The organism is Mycobacterium toneyamaense (assembly GCF_055384815.1).
On the sequence record NZ_AP040333.1, the window covers coordinates 1,697,416 to 1,716,129 of the forward strand.

Genomic DNA, 18,714 nt, shown 5'->3' on the forward strand with positions numbered 1-18,714 from the left:
GGGACAACCGGTTGCCGTGACCGGGAACATAGGGACGCCGGGCATAGTTGTTGGCAACGGGATCTGTACCGACTCAGTAAGGACGAGCAATGGCCGACGCCGCCGCCACGAAAGACCCAGCCGTCAAGAAGGATGTCGCGGGGTTCTGGTTCGACCCGCTGTGCCCGTGGGCCTGGATCACCTCCCGTTGGATTCTCGAGGTCCAAAAGGTCCGCGACATCGACATCGAGTTCCACGTCATGAGCCTGGCGGTGCTGAACGAGGGCCGCGATCTGCCCGAGCAGTACCAGGAGATGATGAAGAAGGCCTGGGGCCCGGTGCGCGTCGCCATCGCGGCGGAGGAAGCCGTCGGCTCCGAGGTGCTGGCGCCCCTGTACACCGCGATGGGCACCCGGATTCACAACCAGGGCAACAAGGATTTCGACGTGGTCATCGCCGAGTCGCTCGAAGAACTCGGCCTGCCCGCCCGCCGAGCTCGCGGAGGCAGCCACCGGCGACAAGTACGACGAGGCGCTGCGCAAGAGCCACCACGCCGGCATGGACGCCGTCGGCCCCGATGTCGGCACCCCGACCATCCACGTCAATGGCGTCGCTTTCTTCGGTCCGGTGCTGTCGCGCATCCCGCGGGGCGAAGAGGCCGGCAAGCTGTGGGACGCGTCCGTGATTTTCGCCGCCTACCCGCACTTCTGGGAGCTCAAGCGCTCCCGCAACGAGGCGCCCGAATTCGACTGACCGCAATCACCCGCTAGTCACGCTCACCAGGGTCGGCCCGGGTAATCTCGTCGGCGTTCCGCAAGGAACGTCTGGCGCGGTTACCGTGGCCAGACACATCCGAAACATGAGCCACAACGATGCAACTGGTGGGGAGCGACGTGCCGACGGACAGTTTCGTCCTTCGACGTGCGGGTTTGAGTAGGATGCGCTGATGTCGCTGGAGACGGGCGCAACCTTCGCCGGGTACACCGTGCGCCGGTTGCTGGGCTCAGGGGGAATGGGCGATGTGTACCTCGTCCAGCACCCCCGGCTGCCCCGCCTCGACGCCATGAAGGTGCTCCGGGAAACCGCCTCCACCAACGACGAATTCCGCATCCGGTTCGAGCGCGAAGCGAACATCGCCGCGGGTCTGTGGCACCCGCACATCGTCGGCCTGCACGACCGCGGCGAGTTCGAGAGCCGGCTGTGGATCACCATGGACTATGTCGACGGCACCGATGCCGCCCAGCTGGTCAAGTACGAGTACCCGAACGGCCTGCCGCTGGAGCTCGTCGTCGACATCGTCAAGGCCATGAGCTCGGCCCTGGACTACGCGCACCAGCGCGGCCTGCTGCACCGCGACATCAAGCCGGCCAACATCCTGCTCAGCAACATCGACACCGACGAGCGGCGAATCCTGCTGAGCGACTTCGGCATCGCCCGCCAGATCGGTGAGGTGACGGGCCTGACGTCGGCCAACCTGGCGATCGGCACCGTCTCCTATTCGGCGCCCGAGCAGCTGATGGGCGGCGAGATCGACGGCCGCGCCGACCAGTACGCGCTGGCCGCGACGGCCTACCGGTTGCTCACCGGACAGACGCCGTACCAGGACACCAACCAGATCGCGGTGATCAGCCAGCACCTCAGCGCGCCACCGCCCAAGGCCAGTGACCTCAAGCCGTGGCTGGAGCCGCTGAACGAGGTGCTGATCAAGGCCATGGGCAAGTCGCCCGAGGACCGCTTCGACTCCTGCACCAAGTTCGCCCGGGCCTTCGAGCGGCAGGCCGAACTGGTCACCGAGTCACCCACGCTGAACCTGCGCACCGCGGAACTGAAGCTGCCGACCGTCACTCCCGTGGTGACCCCGGAGCCGGCCGCCGAGCCGCCGTCCGCGCCGGAGGTGACGCCGCCGCCGGTCGCCCCGCCGCCGGTGCCGCCGGTGGTGTCGGCCGAACCCGCGCCCGAGCCGGAACCGGCGCCCGCCCCCGAGCCGGAACCCGAACCGGTCGCGCCAGAGCCCGTCGCGCCGCCGCCGGCTCCGGAACCGCCCGTGCCGCCCGTGCCGCCGGTGTCGCCACCGTCGGTCGACCCGGTCTCGGAGCCGACGCCGCCGCCGGTGCCGCAGCGCGGCCCTGTCGGTCCGCCGCCCGACCCGAAACCGTTTCGGCCGGAACCTGATTCGTCGCCGTCGGCCCCGCCGTACCGGCAGCCGGTGCCTGGGCCACCGCCCATACCGCCGCAGCGGCCCGTCCGGCCGACGCACGAGACGGTGTCGCCGACGGTGGTCCTGCCGGTCATCCCCGCAGACCCGGCGGCGCACGCCGCACCCGGAGTCGGCCGTCCCACCGCACCGCCCCCGCCGTCGTACTCGCAACTCGCGGCCGACATCGGCAAGACGCCACCGGGCCGTGGCCAGTCCTCGGGTGGCAAGACCAAGATCTGGGTGATCGGTGGCGCCATCGCCGCCGTGATCGTGGTGCTGATCGGTGTCGTCCTGCTGAATTCCGGTGACGATTCGAGTGGGCCCTCGGACGCCTCGGGAACCAGCACCCAGAGCTCCGGGGCGAACACGCCATCGTCGTCGCACAAGCCCGCACCGCCGGTGCTCGTGGGTACGCCCGGCAACTACCAGACGATCGCGACCTACCTGAAGAGCAACAACATTCAGGAATCACTGGTGCACCGCAACGAACCCGGCGCACCGGTGGTGACCATGCCCATGCCGCCGGGCTGGGCTGACGCCGGACCGCAGACGCCGGCCTTCGCCTACCAGTCGATCGTCTACAACGGCCCGAGTGCCGGCAACTACCGGCCCAGCGCCACGGCGTTGATCTCGCGCCTCGGCCCGAACGCCGATGCGCAGAAGATCCTCGACTTCGCGCCGGGTGAACTGAACAACCTGCCGGGATTCACCCCGACCGACACCGGCACGCCCGGGACCGTCGACGGCCACAAGTCGTTCCAGATCGCCGGTTCCTGGAACTCCAACGGGGTGACCAAGCTCATCACCCAGAACACCGTCGTCATCCAGGACGGCACCGGGCTCTACGTCATGCAGATCAACATCGACGGCGTCGCCGATCAGGCCGAGATCATCAAGCAGATCACCGAGGCCATCGACCGCGACACCAAGATCGCCGCGGGCTGAGCCGGCGAGGGTGCCGGCCCCGCTGAGCCACTGATTCTGTCCCGGGCCGCTGTTCTGCCAGAATGTGCGCCATGCGCGTATATCTCGGAGCCGACCACGCCGGATACGAACTCAAGCAGGCCCTGCTCGACCATCTGACCGCGGCCGGCCACCAGGCCGTCGACTGCGGTGCCTTCGCCTACGACGCGGAGGACGACTACCCGGCATTCTGCATCGACGCCGCCAAGCGCACCGTCGAGGACCCGGGCAGCCTGGGCATCGTCATCGGCGGCTCGGGTAACGGCGAGCAGATCGCGGCCAACAAGGTGCCGGGCGTGCGCTGTGCGCTGGCGTGGAGTGTCGAGACCGCGCAGCTGGCCCGCGAGCACAACAACGCGCAGGTAATGGGCATCGGTGGCCGCATGCACAGCACCGAAGAGGCCTTCGCCATCGTCGACGCCTTCCTGGCCGCCGAGTGGTCGCAGGCCGAGCGGCACCAGCGCCGCATCGACATCCTGGCCGAGTACGAGAAGACGCACGTGGCTCCCGAGGTTCCGGGCGCTCCCGCCTGATTCCCGAGGCCTGACTCGTGCCGGAGGGGCATACCCTCCACCGGCTGGCCCGCCTGCACCAGCAGCGTTTCGGGCGGGCGCCGGTGGTCGTCAGCAGTCCGCAGGGCCGGTTCGCCGATGCCGCGGCCGCCGTCAGCGGCCGGGTGCTGCGTAAGGCGGACGCCTGGGGCAAGCATCTGTTCCACCACTACGACGGTGGTGCGGTGGTGCACATTCACCTCGGGCTGTACGGCACGTTCACCGAGCAGCCACTGCCGATGACGGCGCCTGTCGGGCAGGTGCGCATGCGCATGGTCGGGGCCGAATTCGGGACCGACCTGCGCGGCCCGACGGTGTGTGAGCTGATCGACGAGGGCGGCGTCGACGATGTCGTGGCCCGGCTCGGTGCCGATCCGCTGCGCCGCGACGCCGACCCGGGATTGGCCTGGGCGCGAATCAGCAAGTCCCGCAGGTCAATCGGATCGATGCTGATGGACCAGACGGTGATCGCCGGCGTCGGCAACGTCTACCGCAGCGAGGTGCTGTACCGGCACCGGATCGACCCGCACCGTCCGGGCACCCAGTTGACCGAGGCCGAATTCGCCGAGCTGTGGACCGATCTGGTCGCTCTCATGAAGGTCGGGGTGCGGCGCGGCAAGATCGTCGTCGTGCGCCCGGAAGACGATCACGGCGCGCCGTCGTACGCCGCCGACCGGCCGCGCACGTACGTCTACCGACGGGCGGGGGAGGCGTGCCGCGTGTGCGGCGCTACCGTCCGCACCGAGGTCATGGAGGGGCGAAACCTGTTCTGGTGCCCCAACTGTCAGGTGTGACGGCTAGTCGCCGCCACCGCCGCAGCCGCCACCGCAACCACCGCCGCAGCTGCTGCCGCCACCACCGCAGCTGCTACCCGAGTCGCTGCTCCCGGAGTCCCAGCTACCGCTGCCGGCATCCCAGCCGCCGTTGTTGTCGTTCCAGCTGACGTCCTGGCCCTGGCCGGAGTCCGCGAACTGGCTCTGATCGAGGCCCTGCTGGTAGCCCTGGTCGAATCCCGAGCCGTATCCGGACTCGAAACCCGATGCGCCGTAACTGACTCCGTGCATGCCGTCGAACAGGGCGTCGAACAACAGCACCGAACCCACACCCCACGCCCCGGCGACCAGCGCCGGCTTCCACCACGGCTCGGAGTACCAGCCCTCGGGCACCGGGCGCCCGGCGACCCGGCCGCCGGGGTAGTAATTCGGTGTGGCGGCCGTCGGGCCCGGTGAGGCCTGAATCTGCCTGCCGCCGAACTGGATTCGGCGGTCCTCGGTGACCGAACCCGCGCCGCGCTGGCCGGCCAGCTCCTGCAGCGGGGGACCGGGGTCGATGCCCATGGCGGTCCGGGCGGCCCGCACGTAGTACAGCCCTTCCATCGCGCTCTGTTTCGCAAAGGCCGCCTGCTGGGCGGTGGTGGCCTGCTCGATCTGCGACGCGGCGGCGTTGTAGCGCTCGGACGCGTCGGCCAGGGCCTGGCGTGAGGCGTCATCGGTGCCGGTCAGGTTGAACACCTGGCCGCCGAGCATCTCGATGACGCGCCGGGCGTCGGCTTTCGCGTTGGCCAGCGCGGCAGCCTTGTTGGCCTTGTTCTGCCTGCTGAACAGGAAGAACCCAATGGCCGCGATGACGATCAGGATGAGCACGAACTCCATGGAGGCAGCTTACCGATGACCACCGTCACATAGATATGGACATTTGCGTCCATATCTATTACGGTCGTCGTCATGAACCTGACATTCCACGTCTTCGACACCGAACGCGGTGCGCTGGCGACCGCACCCGGAATCGTCACCAGCTATCCCGGTGGCGACACCGCGGTCCGTGAACTGGAACCGCTCGGCCCGGGATTGCGCCCCGTCGCCTGGAACCGTTGCGGTGCAATCGATTACGCCGCGGTCGGGCAGTGGGCGGCCTTCCACCGCAACCGGTCGGCCGATGCTCCGGTGCTGGTGGCGCCGTACCTGCCGTCGGCCCGCGGTGATCACGACCCGACCGACGACGCCCGCGTCGCCGCCCGGCTCACCGCCGCGACGGGCGTCGCGCACATCGTGACGGTGGACCCGCACTCACCGGTCTGGGCCGACGAGGCCCGGCGCGGGGGAGCGGCCGTCACCGTCATCGAGGCCGTGGACCTGGTGGGCTGCGCCGCGCACCACCCGGGTTGGGCGGGCGTCGTCGCACCCGACAAGGGGGCCCGCGACCGCGCCGGCCGGGTGGCGTCCCGATTGGGTGTGCCGCTGTATGTCGCTGGGAAACAACGCAATCCGGCCAACGGCAAGTTGTCGGGGTTCGTCGCCCCCGAGGGTCTGCCGGACCGCGGCCGACTGCTGGTGATCGACGACATCTTTGACGGCGGCGGCACCTTCGCCGGGCTGGCCGATGCCATCCGGGCAAGCCGGCCCGAGCTGGCCCTGCATCTGTGGGTCAGTCACGGTTGCTTCACCGGCCGCTGGCGCGAGAACCTCGCCGGCTACGCCTCCGTCACCAGCACCGACTCCCGCGCCACGCCCGACGGTGTGCACGTCCAGCCGCTGGAACCGTTCATCGTCCGCGCACTGACCACCTTGACCTGAGGACTTTCCCAATGACCATCGAAGCAACCACCACGTACCGGCCGGAAACCATTGCGGCCCTGGACGTCCTGATGGACACCGACGCCTACAAGCTGGACCACCGGCGCCAGTACCCGGCCGGCACCGAGTACGTCTACTCCAACCTGACGGCCCGCGGAAGCCGCATCCCCGGCGTGAGCTGGACGGCGTTCTTCGGCCTGCAGGCGTACCTGCGCGACCTGAATCAGCGGTGGAACGCATTCTTCGCCGCCGACATCGACGAGGTGTGCCGAGCCTACGTGGAGCGGGTCACCCAGGTGTTGGGGCCCAACGACGTTGGCGCCGAACACATCCGGCAGCTGCACGCGTACGGCAGACTGCCGCTGCGGGTGCGCGCGCTGCCGGAGGGCACCATCGTCCCGGTCGGCGTCCCGTACCTGACCGTCGAGAACACCGCGCCCGAATTCTTCTGGCTGACCAACTACATCGAGACCGAGATGTCGGCCGCGCTGTGGCAGCCCATCACGTCGGCGACCACCGCGTGGCGCAACCGGACGCTGCTGGACGCCCGCGCGCGCGACACCGGCGCCGACCCGGCCGTCGTCGACTGGCAGGGGCACGACTTCTCCTTCCGGGGCATGGCCGGCAGCGCGGCCGCCGCCGCCTCGGGTGCCGCGCACCTGTTGGCGTTCACCGGCACCGACTGCCTGCCCGCACTGGGCTGGATCGACCGGAACTACCCGGGCTCGCCCGAGGGCACCGTGATCGGCGGCAGCGTGCCGGCCACCGAGCACAGCGTCATGTGCGCGGGCACCCGGGACGACGAGGTCGCCACGTTCGCACGGCTGCTGGACCTGTACCCGACCGGCATCGTGTCCATCGTCAGCGACACCTGGGACCTGTGGCACGTCTGCACCGGAATCCTGCCCGCGCTGAAAGACACGATCATCGCGCGCGACGGCAAGGTGGTGATCCGCCCGGACAGCGGTGACCCCGAACGCATCCTGTGCGGCGACCCACAGGCCCCGGTCGGCAGCCCTGCCAACAAGGGCGTGGTGAACCTGCTGTGGGAGGTGTTCGGCGGCACCGTCAATGCGGCCGGCTACCGGGAACTGGATCCGCACATCGGCGTCATCTACGGCGACTCGATCACCCACGACCGGGCCGACGCCATCACCGCCAACCTGGCGGCCCAGTGCTACGTGTCCACCACGCCGGTGCTCGGATTCGGTTCGTACACATACCAATACGTCACGCGCGACACGTTCTCCATCGCGATGAAGGCCACCTGGGTGCAGATCGACGGTCGCGGCCGGGACATCGCCAAGGCGCCGGTCACCGACCCGGGCAAGCGCAGCGCACGGGGCCGGTTGGCGGTCATCCGCGACGAGCGGGGGCGCCTGACGTTGGTGCAGGGCGCGGCCGGTGTCGTCGAGACGACGGCCGCCATGCGGACGGTGTTCGAGGACGGCGTCGTCGTCAACCCGGTGACCTTCGCGGAGGTGCGCGCTACCGTGCGACGTGAGTGGGCGGCGTACGCCGCCGGCGAGGAGGACGCCCGTCATGGCTGAGTCGCCGGCCACCTGGCTGAGCGTCGACGTTTTCGCGGTGAGCCCCGGCGACGAGCCGGGGCTCATCCTCGCGCGTCGGCAGCGTCAACCTCATCAGGGTGACTGGGCGCTACCCGGTGTGGTGCTCGATGCGGCCAACGGCGAGACGGTCGCGGCGGCGGCGCACCGCGCGCTGCGGGACCGGGCCGGCGCCGAGCCGATCGAGGGACCGCCGACGGTGGCCCTCGTCGTGTCCGACCCGCAGCGCGACGAGCGTGGCCACACCGTGTCACTGGTGAACGTGATGCGCGCGCAACCCGGCGACGACGACGTTCTCGTGGTGCGCAAGGGCAAACCCGTGCCACCGCTGCCCTTCGGACACAACGCGATGATCAGGGACACCGCGGCGACGGTGTCGCAGCGACTGTTGTCGGACCCCGCGACCGTCGCGGCGATGTTCGGCGCCGGCTGCACGGCCGGTGAGGTCTGCGAGCTGACCGAGCTGCTGTTCCACCTGTCCGGCGGCACGGGAGCCGAGCCGATTCCGTTGGCGGCGATGCGGCGCCGGCTGGAACGGGCGCCGCTGTTCACCCCGGACGGCAGCCGGCCCGCGCACACCCGGCCGGTGACGGTGTACCGGGTCGCCGGATAAACGTCGACTGCGTAAACGCTGGCAAATTGCTGGGGCATATGGGTGGGCGCGGTGCGCGGCGCGCACGTTACGTTCCTGTGAACACGCCACCGACCTGGGAAAATGGCTTCACTATGAGTCGCGACCTGCTGATTTACGGGATACGCTCCCGGCACCCTGCTGGGAGGAGATCGACTTATGGCAGACGCAGAGACCGAACCGGTGGCAAACGCTCACACCGCATCGGCACCGACGGGCTGGTTCACCACCGACACCGGCAAGGTGCTGATAATCGGGGGCGGTGCTGTCCTCATCTTGTTGATCCTGCTGGGGATCGGATCGCTCGCCGGATTCAAGATCCCGCCGCCCGCGCCTGAGCCCCCGGCCACCCCCACCAGCTCGACCACGTCGGCTCCCGCCGCCACGTCGTCGGCCTCGACGACCACTACACCGGCCCCGGCACCTGCCCCGGCCCCCACGCCGACGACGACCGCGCCCCCGAGCCCCGCGCCCGCGCCACCGACCCGTCCCTCGACGGCGACGACCCAGGCTCCGACGACCTACACGCCGCCCGCCCGGCAGTACACGCCGCCGGCCGGCGCACCGGCCCCGGCGCCTCCGCCCGCCGCGTCACCGTCGGCCACCGCGACCGCAACGGCGAGCTCGGAAGCTCCCGCCCCGGCCAATCCGCCGCAGTTCAACGTCATTCGTACGACCAACGGCGTGGCGCGGCCGATTCCGGGCAGCAGCTAGGCGTGCGGGGAGACCCGAGCGCACAAACAAAACTGCACGGCCGTTAATGTTGGTGAAGTGTCACAGCAACTTCCCAGCATTACGGTGTCCCCGTCGTGGCAGAAGCGGTTCGACTTCTTCAACGCCTACGGTCTGCCGAACTCGACGCCGGAGTCCAAGGCCGCCTACAAGGCCCTGACGTTCCTGGAGCGGGTGAAGCTCACCTCGAACATCCTGGCTTTCCTGTTCGGCCCCATCTACTTCTTCGTCAAGGGCATGTGGCGCAAGGGGCTGACGCTGCTCGGGATATTCGTGGCGGTGGAGGTGGTGCTCGTCGTCCTCAACGTGTCGGATTCCCTCGCCCGTGCCATCGGATTCGGTCTTGCCGCCATCGGTATGTCGACCGCGAACTACGCGTACTACCTGCACGTGGTGCGGGGGAGCCAGTCCTGGAACCTGTTCGAGGGGCACGGCCGGCAGCGCTAGCTGCCGTCGAGCGCCAACCGCTGCAGCTGCCGCGGGCTCAGCGCGGTGAGGCTTAGGTCTCCGTCGTAGAGGGCGAGGACGCGCGGATCCATCACGCGGCGCCACAACGGCGGGACGAGGCTGAGGACCAGCATCGCGGTGTAGTTGCTCGGCAGCTGCGGCGCATCTTCGGCGTGCCGAATCCCTTGGTAGCGATGCGACGGGTCGATGTGGTGGTCGGAGTGCCGCTGCAGATGCAGCAGGAACACGTTCATGATGACGGTGTTGCTGTTCCAGCTGTGCCACGGGCGCAGTCGCTCGTAGCGGCCCGACGGCAATTTTTGCCGGCGGAGCCCGTAGTGGGACAGGTAGTTCATGGCCTCCAGCAGGAAGATGCCGATGAGCGCCTGGCCGAACAGCCACGGCAGCACCACGGGCCGGAACCACAGTGCCAGCCCGGCGAACAGGATGACGCTCAACAACCATGCGTTGAGCACGTCGTTGTGCACGCTCCAACGTGAACGGCCTTGGCGGTCAAGGCGTTTCGTCTCGATTTGCCAGGCCGATCGGGTGCTGCCGACGGCCGACCGCACGACGAAGAAGTACACGTTCTCGCCGAAGCGGGCACTGGCCGGGTCCTCCGGCGTCGCGACGCGGACGTGGTGTCCGCGGTTGTGTTCGACGTAGAACTGGCCGTACCAACTCTGGGCGAGCGCCAGCTTGCTCAGCCACCGTTCGGCGCGGTCGCGCCGGTGGCCCAATTCGTGGGCCGCGTTGTTGGCGATGCCGCCGGAGAGGCCGACCGCCACCATCAGCCCCAGCTTGTCGCTGAACGTCAACGTGACCCACCCGCCGCCGGCCCATACCCAGCAGCCGAAAGCCAGGGCGAGGTACTGCGTGGGCAGGAACATGTGTGTGGCGAACCGGTAGAACTTGTCCTGCTGTAGCTCGGCCAGGATGCGGTCGGGCGCACGATCGCCCTTCTCCCGTCCCAGCAGATGATCGGCGGCGGGCCCCGCCACCATGATCACGAAGACCGCGGTCCACCAGAAGACGTGCAGCCGTGTGGTCCACACCAGGAGCCAGGACAGCGTCACCGCGCCGGGGGCGGACGGAACCAGCAGCCACAGGTACCTCTTCGGGTCCCGCCACGTGCTCTCAGCAACCTCTGCACCCACGTCGACGGGCCGCCTGTTCCGGCGGTACGAAGAGATGATCGACGCGGTCATCGGGCATTTATACCGCCACCGAGTTGGAGTCTCGACTTGGATGGCAAAAATATTTGCCAGTGTTTCCTGAATTTCTCCATGAATCGTCGTTGAGCTGCTGATTCTAGGTTAAATGCATACGGCATTCGACATTGCGGTAATTTGCATCGAATTGGCAGGAAACTCCCAGAATTAGTGGTGGTCAATATGGCGGTAAGTGGAATTTACCGACCGCCACGCCAGGGATGAACTTCGGTTGATGAGGCAAAGTTGCTATAGACGGAAACCGTCCGCGCTCGCGCTCGCTGGTGCTTCGGTTCGGAGGCTCCCCGTGTCATGCGACGCCACACCGGAACCGTTGGCACGGCGCAAGCGGCGGGTCTTCACTCGAAGGCCCACCGCTTGGCCTAGGCATTACACCAGGGCAGCGACTGTGTCGTAGTACGTCTGCTTGTGTATACCTGAGGAGTCCAGAATCCCGTAGCCACCACCGTCGCCCGCGGTGTCCTGGTAGCAGAAGAACCACGTCAACGGGAAGGACGGATCCTGGTTTGCCAGTTGCCATGTCAACCAGTCGGATGCGTCAGCCAGGCTTACTTTGTCGGGCGTGATGTATCCGACTTCGGTGAATGCCATCGGCCGAGTGTCACCCTTGGCGGCCTGCGCCGCCTTGAGTGCGTTGATCTGGGCAATGCCGAATGGTGTCGTACGCGGATCCACGAACGTGGCGTTCTGGTCGTCTTTGATGCTGTACGGGTGGTAGCCCAACAGGTCGTAGTCACCGTTTTCGCCGGCGGCGTACATGCCGTTCAGCCAGTCGACCGGTGACTTGTTCGACCCGAACGTCGGGTACGCCGCCATGCCGCCTGAGATCACCTGTGAGCCAACAGCTCTGATCTTCGGCGCGGCAGCCTTGAGGTAGGACAGGTAGGTGGCTGGACTGCCGATGCTGAACGCGATCAGGTTCGGTTCGTTCCACACTTCGTAGTAGGGAATGCTGCCGAAGATCTGAACGCACTTGCCCACGAAGTTGCCGAACGCGGAGGCGCTGTGGTTGAACGGGTAGTGGATGCCCAGGCACGGCATGGGGGTCAGGCCCCGGGCGACCAATGCGTTGTTCACCGCGGTGACGGGAGCGTAGTTGGTCGAGCCGAAAGCGTTGCTCAAATAGCCCCAGTCGACCGCGAATCGGACTGTCTTGAAGCCCATTTGGGCAATACCGTCCAGAGCTTTCGCCAGGTCGGCGGCCGACAGCTGGCACAGATTGCTCTGATTGATTCCGATGGTCAATTCAAATCCCCTTCATGCGTAGGCATCACTTTGAGAGTTGGGCGATCCCCTAGCGGCACTCATGTCGTTGGGCCCCCCTCTTTTACTATCAGCGGGGGCCGACAAGCTCTCTGGCGTGCGGGCTTCGGTTTGGGTCCCGGGCGGTGAAATATGTTGCGCGCAAGGAATTTATGGACTTTCCGGCGCCCCCTCGGAGGTCGACGTCGGCCGGACCCGCCGCAAGCGGTGCGGCCGCTTGCCGGATGAGGCTGCCGCACGACTCACGCTCAATCGGGACGCGCCGATCGGCCTCGACGCCTGCCCTCGGCAGGCGTGGACTCGGCGGTGTGGCGGGCGGATCGCATTGGCACCGAGGCCCGACAGGCTGTCGCGGATCGGCCACGCGGCGGGGACGACGATGAATGTCTACGCGTGCCTGGACCGAGAATCTGGCACCGACATCGCCGCCCTCAGTTCCGTGGCGGTGTCAGCTGCGCCAACTACCACGAAGCGATTGAGTCGTCGCACAGCGTGGGTCGGCAGCTCGCCGGGGCGGGCGGGAGCTCTGATGGGTCGGGCAGGTTGAACACCGTAGTCAAGTGTTGCCGCTGGAACTCCAACGCCGACCAGTCGGTTCGTCTTCTTGCTGTTCCTGCTCACCGTGACACTGGTCGATGACGATTGCCTTGACGCAAGACAGCCGGGTGCCTCGCAGCACGGCCGAACCAGCGGCACAGGGCCGGACCAGAGGGGTGTTCCGAATGGGTGGTAGACCTGCGATAACAGGCCTACCAGCCACTTCGATGGAGCGGGCGACGGTCAAGTCCACCCACGTGGTGTACGACGTCGTCGTGTGATTCTTCGATGTGATGGTTTAGGCGGTCAGGGCCGCGGTGGTGGCCTCCTGTTCTGCCGGGGTGTCGTTGACGGTGCGTGATTTGCTCAGGACGTCGAGGCCGAGGTAGCGGCGGGACTCGGCCCATTCGTCGTGTTGTTCGGCCAGCACGGCCCCGACGAGTCGGATGAGGGCGTCGCGGTTGGGGAAGATGCCGACGACGTCGGTGCGTCGTCGGATCTCCTTGTTGAGCCGTTCCTGGGGGTTGTTCGACCAGATCTGGCGCCAGATCTGTTTGGGGAACGCAGTGAACGCCAGCAGGTCCGGTCGGGCGGCCTCCAGGTGGTCGGCCACCTTGGGAAGTTTGTCGGCCAGGGCGTCGATGATCCGGTCATATTGGGCTGCAACCGATTCTGCGTCGGGTTGGTCGAATACCGAATGCAGCAGGGTGCGTACCCAAGGCCAGGATGCTTTCGGGGTGAGGGCCATCAGATTGGTCGTGTAATGCGTTCTGCAGCGCTGCCACGTGGCGCCGGGCAGGGTGGCGCCGATCGCGGCCACCAGGCCCGCGTGGGCGTCGGAGGTCACCAGCTTCACACCTGAGAGTCCGCGGGCGGTCAGCGACCGCCAGAAGGTCAGCCAGCCGGCGCCGTCCTCGGCGGTGGTGACGTCGATACCCAGGATCTCGCGGTAGCCCTCGGCATTGACTCCGACGGCGATCAGGGCGTGCACGTTGACCACGCGGCCACCCTCGCGGACCTTGAGTACCAGGGCGTCGGCGGCCACGAACGTGTAGGGGCCGGCATCCAGAGGGCGGGTGCGGAACGCCTCCACAGCGGTGTCGAGTTCCTTGGCCATCACGCTGACCTGAGACTTCGACAGCGCCGTGATGCCCAACGTTTCGACGAGCTTGTCCATCCGCCGTGTCGAGACCCCGAGCAGATAACAGGTCGCAACCACGGTCGTCAGGGCCCGCTCGGCGCGTTTGCGGCGTTCCAGTAGCCAGTCCGGGAAGTACGAACCCTGCCGTAGCTTGGGAATTGCGAGATCTAATGTTCCTGCACGGGTGTCGAATTCGCGGCGACGGTAGCCGTTGCGCTGGTTGGTCCGATCGGTGCTGCGTTCGCCGTATCCGGCGCCGCACAGGGCGTCGGCCTCGGCACCCATCAGGGTGTGGATGAACGTGGCGAGCAGCTCGCGCAGCACGTCGGGATGTGTGGTGGTGAGTCGTTCGGCCAGCACAGTCGGCAGGTCGATATTCTGGGCAACGGTCATCGCGTGGTTCCTTTGCTCGAGTGACTTTGACGGGTCCCTCGAAGAATCACGCGATGACCTTCAATCAGTCGGCTACGACACGCCGGTACCGCTAATCAGGTCCGACTCATACACCACTCTGCTGGACGCAACCCGGGCGACGGGAATCGAACCCGCGTAGCTAGTTTGGAAGCCTTTTTCGACCCGCGACCCGCTAGTCGAATCGACCGAGGTAGAAGCCCTGCCGCGCTGTTGCAAAGTTGCTATCTACCAGCGCTGATGCTTGCCTTCAGCCCGCCTTCAGTCCGCTATCGGGTCGGCGTAGTACCGGCATAGATTCGGCATCCTACGAGGGACGAATAAGGGCGGAACCGAGGTAATCGAACGGCCGTGCGGGCTTGACCGCGCCGCTTAGGGGCAGCTCTCGATGCCAGGCTGTCGATGCACCCGCAACGCGATCCCGACGATTGCGTCGGCCTCAGCGGGAGTGAAGCGCATGCCGATGAGACGCTCCTTCGCATCATTGACTGCGGCGTCGCTTGCTCCAGGTGCACCGCCGAATAACGAGCAGGTCCGGTCCCAGGCCTCAATAACCGACGAGTAGTCCAAGTACCCATAGCCTTGCTTGCGCAAGCCCCCGAGAATCGGCCGTTCGCTCGCTTCAGGTGTGTTCGATAGAAACTGATCAACCGTCTGTGTGGCGGCTGGAGTAGCACTCGGTCCCGCGATTGGGCGGCTTGGAGCTGCCGCGTTGTTCGGTTTTTCGTCGACCTTGAACCCGTAGTTCACATCTGAACCTTGAACGCTGTTGACCGTGACGGTGACACCGTACGTCTGCCCGCTGTCCTTGAGCTCGCAACGAAGGGTTGCCCAGGGTGTGCCCTTCAAGTCCTCCGGGCACGTCACGGAATCGGGTCGGGACCCAAACTGTCTGAACAGGTCATCGGTGATCTGGCGGGCCACCTGGGCCTTATCGACTGTTGGGACCGTCGGGCTCGGAGCCGTGCTGGTAGTTGGCATGATCTTCGAAGAATCGGGACCGCCGCAGTGACCTTCGGCGCGCCTCTTCGCAATGATCTGGTCCACGGGTTTTCCCAGTTCTGCGGCGAAGTCGTCCGATGGCTCCATGCGCCATTGGCCAACCTCATAGATGACGGGTAACTCAACCGCGAAGCCGAGTGGCTTGAACAGGACAAGGGCACGACTATCGCCGTCCATGCGTCCGCCAGTTGCCGTGGAGGGGATCTTATAAATCGCGGAAGCACACGTTTGAGTCAGTGAGACGTAGTCGGATTGGCTGATTCCGCTTTGTGTCCGACCGTCGAATAGCTGCCAGGCTCCCGCATAATCGCCCGCGGCTCGCCGGTCTACGAACTCCTGGGCCACCTTGGTAGCTGCTTCGAACGTCCGAGGTTGTCCTGCCACACTCATTGACTCCAACTTGTCGCAAGAGACCAGCAGCGTGGCTAGCAGCAAGGCGGTCGTGGCAAACAATATGCGAGGCATAGTCAAGGACTCTAACTGCGAGGTAGCTGTGAATCCCGGTGCTTCTGCAACTTCGCTTTTGGACTCAACCGGGGCAGGCGTCTGAAAGGAACCCGAGGGCGCGGGCGGGCGACAACCCGCCCCGGTTGAGGTCTAGGGGCCGCCGTCCGATACCCCTGCGCAGCCGCCGCCATGTTGCGGCGCGCTACGCGGGGTTCGGGTCGGTCGGCGGCTCGGCATCGGCGTAGGCGGCGCTAGCGGACCCGGTAGCCGGGGTGGCCCGGTGCGTCATAGTCGCGGGCACTTGGCCGGCCACGCCGTGGGGTGGTGCCCCGATACATCCCGCCGTCGCGAGGTAGCGCGCGTTCCTTGCCGGGAGGCACGAGCCCTGGCCCGAAACTGAACTCGGTGTCCTCGCGGCCCGTGCGTTCGCACGCCAACCCCATCGGATCAACGTCGCCAGGGCGCAGGAGCGGGTTGTACGACTGGCGCCGGTTGGGTGCCGCGAAACTCTGCGGTTCGTCGGCGAAGTCGCGTTCGGTGCTCATGGCGACTACTTCGTGAAGACGAACGTGGGTTCGGTGTAGGTCGCGCTGTTGACGATCTGGCAGACGACCGCCGCGCCCCGGTGGCGAACGCCGACGCCGATAGACCGCGCAAACTGGCTCTGTACCAACGGGTACGGGCCGCTGCCAGGAATCAAACGCAGGCCGCGGTAGTCCGGGTCGGCATGCTCGCGCAAGGCGACAGGGTTGTCGCTGCTGTTGACGCCGCCCGAGGCCGCCAAGGCAACGTAGTGGAGCGGGATGAAGTGCGACGTGATGACGAGTGCCCCGCCATACGAACCAAGCACAGGCAGCCCCGCGTAGTCCGGCGGAGGCGGGGTTCCCTGGACGCGTTCGGTGGTCAAAAACGCAGGCGCGCTTGAAGACACGATGAAGTCGTACTTCGGCGTGCTGCCACCAGCCGTTACACCCGCGCGCCAGGAAGTCATGCCCGAAGTCTCGACATCGTCGGGGTGCATGAACAAAATCAGCTGCGCCGCTTGAGTGGTCCCGTAGCCGTGATGCCGAGTATGCGCCAGCATTCCCTCGACGTGTGATGCGAGTAGCGCGGTCCCGTTCGTGGTGAGGTAGTGGGTGTGCGTACCGTCGAAGGTCTTCCCCATCTCAGTCGGCGGCACCATACCGTCGCCATTCCATAGGCCGTAGCAGGTCAGCCCCGACTCCATCGTGGTAGATTCGACCGGGGAGAAGAGGCGTTGCAGCACAAGGCTGTTGACTAGTAGATTGTCCGCCTCGTAGATGCGGCGCACGCGGTCCTGAACTTGCTCAGAGGTCGCATCTCGGAGGTACCGCCAGGTCGACCGGAGACCGAGGTCGTAGTCCTTGAGGTTGTAGCCCAGCTTGAGGTAGTTCGGTTCGGATGTGCCTGTGGGCACGCCGAATTCCGTTGCCTCTTCAAACAACTCGCCCCTGACGCTCTGAAGTACGGCGTCACCGGGCCGGGTGGTGTGGTAGCTCAGGAGGCCTGCGATAGCTGACCGCTGCTTGTTGTAGACGTCGGTCGCATCGATGAGTTCACCCCACATCTTGTTGAGGTCAACACCATCCGCTGTCTTGTTGACGAGAACGTCGCCGCGCGTTGAGTACCCGCCTCGGTTACCGTCGCCGCCGCGAATGAGCATCGTACTGGCCACCTGTTCGGCCCTCCTGAAAGTTCGTGAATCCCGATAGTCGAAGACTCTAGGCGCGAAAATGGCTGCGCGAGAGACGATTACCTCTATAGGTCCTATTTCTACCGCTTCCGGTTCTAATCGAGGCGCTTCCGGTCCGGTTCGACGCTACCGTCGTAGCCGAATCAAAAGTGAACCGTTGCAACGACTTCGGAGGTACCCGTGACAATCGACATCGACAACCCGGCCGAAAGGCTTGAGTTGTCTCCTATACCGAACATCAAGCAACCCGCTGGTGCGGCGCGATGGATCGCCGAGAATCTGGGTATCGAGGTCACTGAGCGGTATATCCACAAGAAGACTGTTCAGCGCAAAATTGCGTACTCGTTGATCGGCGGTCGCCGCCACTACAGCACCCTTGCGTTGTACGAATTCATCATGTCCTGCAACAAAACTGACGAGAAGTCGACCACCAAGCCCACCCCTGACCCGTGGGCAGTCTGAAAGGAAAGCCATGAACGCCAACAGTATTGACCCGAAACGCAATGCGGCTCTGCGCCGTAAGTACCAGATGGATGCCCCGCCGCAGGCCAACAATCCCGTCGTGGGACGGGTACTTGCGGCTGAACGCGTTCACGACAACCTGTTCGTCCGCGACGTGAGTGAGTACTGGGACGCCACTCGGTCACCGCAGATGTACGCGGTCGCCCAGGGCGCACTGCGAGAACTCCATGCGCGCATGGGTGAACCCCCAGAGTTCGATGACGAGGAAGGCCATGTGGTGTTCGGGCTGGTGCCCAAGAAACACAGCCCCGTAAGAGCGCACCACCAGGATGACCCTGACGACGCCTTCACGGCACTGAACCCCGACGACCCGGCGACGTTCGTACACTTTGTCGGCGACGACATCGTTCACGTGATTCGCGGGCCGAAGCCTGTTGGTGCGTTTGACAGGGCGACGATTGGGGCCGGCCAACCGAGACGGGGCGACAGCTACTTCACCGGCATGTTCCAGACGATGATGGAGATGCACGACGAGTTCTGGGACCGCCCGTGCAACGTGGGGCTGACCGCGCCATGCGATGGCCCGACCCGGCTCATGCCGTACAGGGCCGGGGTGGTGTTGTTGATCTTCGAGGTCTGCGGGGACTGCCTGCGGTACGCCGAAGCGTCGATGGCTGTCGGGCGCGACGTGAGCGAGATGGAAGCGCGCTTTCGTCGCGGCCTCCCGTTCGACTAGGCAGCGGATGCGGCTCTTATTTTTCTCAGTGACCGAACTTTTGACCATCAAATCACCCCGGAAAATTTCGGCGATTGCTTAGGGCGGCTCTCAGGGCCAAAGATGCTGTAGCGCTGCGGCATCCGCAA

The 18,714-nt window shown here is 66.1% G+C and carries 17 protein-coding genes and 1 pseudogene; 11 read left to right on the top strand and 7 right to left on the bottom strand.

Annotated features, from left to right (window positions below; translation table 11 throughout):
- Positions 1-89 precede the first annotated feature (89 nt).
- The 4 genes and pseudogenes from ACZ5IQ_RS08250 to ACZ5IQ_RS08265 all read left to right on the top strand — a co-directional run bounded on the left by ACZ5IQ_RS08250 (position 90) and on the right by ACZ5IQ_RS08265 (position 4,484).
- A pseudogene (locus ACZ5IQ_RS08250) lies at positions 90-732 on the top strand (mycothiol-dependent nitroreductase Rv2466c family protein).
- 193 nt (positions 733-925) lie between these two features.
- A complete protein-coding gene (locus tag ACZ5IQ_RS08255) occupies positions 926-3,121 on the top strand; it encodes an LpqN/LpqT family lipoprotein (protein ID WP_212812338.1) in 2,196 nt (731 codons plus the stop codon).
- Positions 3,122-3,192: 71 nt separating this feature from the next.
- A complete protein-coding gene (locus tag ACZ5IQ_RS08260) occupies positions 3,193-3,672 on the top strand; it encodes a ribose-5-phosphate isomerase (protein ID WP_036420840.1) in 480 nt (159 codons plus the stop codon).
- 17 nt (positions 3,673-3,689) lie between these two features.
- A complete protein-coding gene (locus tag ACZ5IQ_RS08265; protein WP_212812337.1) occupies positions 3,690-4,484 on the top strand; it encodes an Fpg/Nei family DNA glycosylase in 795 nt (264 codons plus the stop codon).
- A 3-nt stretch (positions 4,485-4,487) separates the two neighbouring features.
- Here ACZ5IQ_RS08265 and ACZ5IQ_RS08270 read toward each other — a convergent pair whose 3' ends face one another.
- Entirely contained in the window at positions 4,488-5,342 is an 855-nt protein-coding gene (locus tag ACZ5IQ_RS08270; RefSeq protein ID WP_212812336.1) for a DUF1542 domain-containing protein, read from the bottom strand.
- A 72-nt stretch (positions 5,343-5,414) separates the two neighbouring features.
- Here ACZ5IQ_RS08270 and ACZ5IQ_RS08275 point away from each other — a divergent pair, with 72 nt between their 5' ends.
- The 5 genes from ACZ5IQ_RS08275 to ACZ5IQ_RS08295 all read left to right on the top strand — a co-directional run bounded on the left by ACZ5IQ_RS08275 (position 5,415) and on the right by ACZ5IQ_RS08295 (position 9,641).
- Complete coding sequence (locus tag ACZ5IQ_RS08275) at positions 5,415-6,263, top strand: phosphoribosyltransferase family protein (RefSeq protein ID WP_212812335.1); 849 nt, start codon at positions 5,415-5,417, stop codon at positions 6,261-6,263.
- An 11-nt stretch (positions 6,264-6,274) separates the two neighbouring features.
- Positions 6,275-7,813 carry a nicotinate phosphoribosyltransferase gene (locus ACZ5IQ_RS08280; RefSeq protein WP_212812334.1) on the top strand — a complete coding sequence of 513 codons (1,539 nt, stop codon included), beginning with the start codon at positions 6,275-6,277 and terminating at the stop codon, positions 7,811-7,813.
- Positions 7,806-8,444: an NUDIX hydrolase gene (locus ACZ5IQ_RS08285; protein ID WP_464481109.1), complete on the top strand. Its 639-nt coding sequence runs from the start codon at positions 7,806-7,808 to the stop codon at positions 8,442-8,444. Before ACZ5IQ_RS08280 ends, ACZ5IQ_RS08285 begins: the two co-directional genes overlap by 8 nt.
- A 177-nt stretch (positions 8,445-8,621) precedes the next feature.
- Positions 8,622-9,176, top strand: coding sequence for a hypothetical protein (locus ACZ5IQ_RS08290; RefSeq protein ID WP_464481110.1), 555 nt, complete (start codon positions 8,622-8,624; stop codon positions 9,174-9,176).
- Between the two features lie 57 nt (positions 9,177-9,233).
- Positions 9,234-9,641, top strand: a complete 408-nt coding sequence (locus ACZ5IQ_RS08295; RefSeq protein WP_244872616.1) for a DUF2628 domain-containing protein — start codon at positions 9,234-9,236, stop codon at positions 9,639-9,641.
- On the opposite strand, the gene ACZ5IQ_RS08300 is transcribed toward ACZ5IQ_RS08295, so the two are convergent.
- From ACZ5IQ_RS08300 to ACZ5IQ_RS08325, 6 genes are all read right to left on the bottom strand, one after another.
- Positions 9,638-10,849, bottom strand: coding sequence for an alkane 1-monooxygenase (locus ACZ5IQ_RS08300; protein WP_464481111.1), 1,212 nt, complete (start codon positions 10,847-10,849; stop codon positions 9,638-9,640). The two genes, ACZ5IQ_RS08295 and ACZ5IQ_RS08300, sit on opposite strands and share 4 nt — an antisense overlap.
- A gap of 393 nt (positions 10,850-11,242) precedes the next feature.
- Positions 11,243-12,118: a cellulase family glycosylhydrolase gene (locus ACZ5IQ_RS08305; protein ID WP_464481112.1), complete on the bottom strand. Its 876-nt coding sequence runs from the start codon at positions 12,116-12,118 to the stop codon at positions 11,243-11,245.
- Positions 12,119-12,971: 853 nt separating this feature from the next.
- On the bottom strand, positions 12,972-14,207 hold the full coding sequence (locus ACZ5IQ_RS08310; protein WP_213020305.1) for an IS256 family transposase: 1,236 nt from the start codon (positions 14,205-14,207) through the stop codon (positions 12,972-12,974).
- Positions 14,208-14,597: 390 nt separating this feature from the next.
- Positions 14,598-15,572: a DUF4333 domain-containing protein gene (locus ACZ5IQ_RS08315; protein ID WP_464481113.1), complete on the bottom strand. Its 975-nt coding sequence runs from the start codon at positions 15,570-15,572 to the stop codon at positions 14,598-14,600.
- A gap of 353 nt (positions 15,573-15,925) precedes the next feature.
- Complete coding sequence (locus ACZ5IQ_RS08320) at positions 15,926-16,219, bottom strand: hypothetical protein (protein WP_464481114.1); 294 nt, start codon at positions 16,217-16,219, stop codon at positions 15,926-15,928.
- A gap of 5 nt (positions 16,220-16,224) precedes the next feature.
- Positions 16,225-17,370, bottom strand: coding sequence for a hypothetical protein (locus ACZ5IQ_RS08325; protein ID WP_464481115.1), 1,146 nt, complete (start codon positions 17,368-17,370; stop codon positions 16,225-16,227).
- A gap of 198 nt (positions 17,371-17,568) precedes the next feature.
- Here ACZ5IQ_RS08325 and ACZ5IQ_RS08330 point away from each other — a divergent pair, with 198 nt between their 5' ends.
- Together ACZ5IQ_RS08330 and ACZ5IQ_RS08335 are read left to right on the top strand one after the other, a co-directional pair.
- Positions 17,569-17,850, top strand: coding sequence for a hypothetical protein (locus ACZ5IQ_RS08330; protein ID WP_464481116.1), 282 nt, complete (start codon positions 17,569-17,571; stop codon positions 17,848-17,850).
- A 10-nt stretch (positions 17,851-17,860) separates the two neighbouring features.
- Positions 17,861-18,586 carry a hypothetical protein gene (locus ACZ5IQ_RS08335; RefSeq protein ID WP_464481117.1) on the top strand — a complete coding sequence of 242 codons (726 nt, stop codon included), beginning with the start codon at positions 17,861-17,863 and terminating at the stop codon, positions 18,584-18,586.
- Positions 18,587-18,714 lie beyond the last annotated feature (128 nt).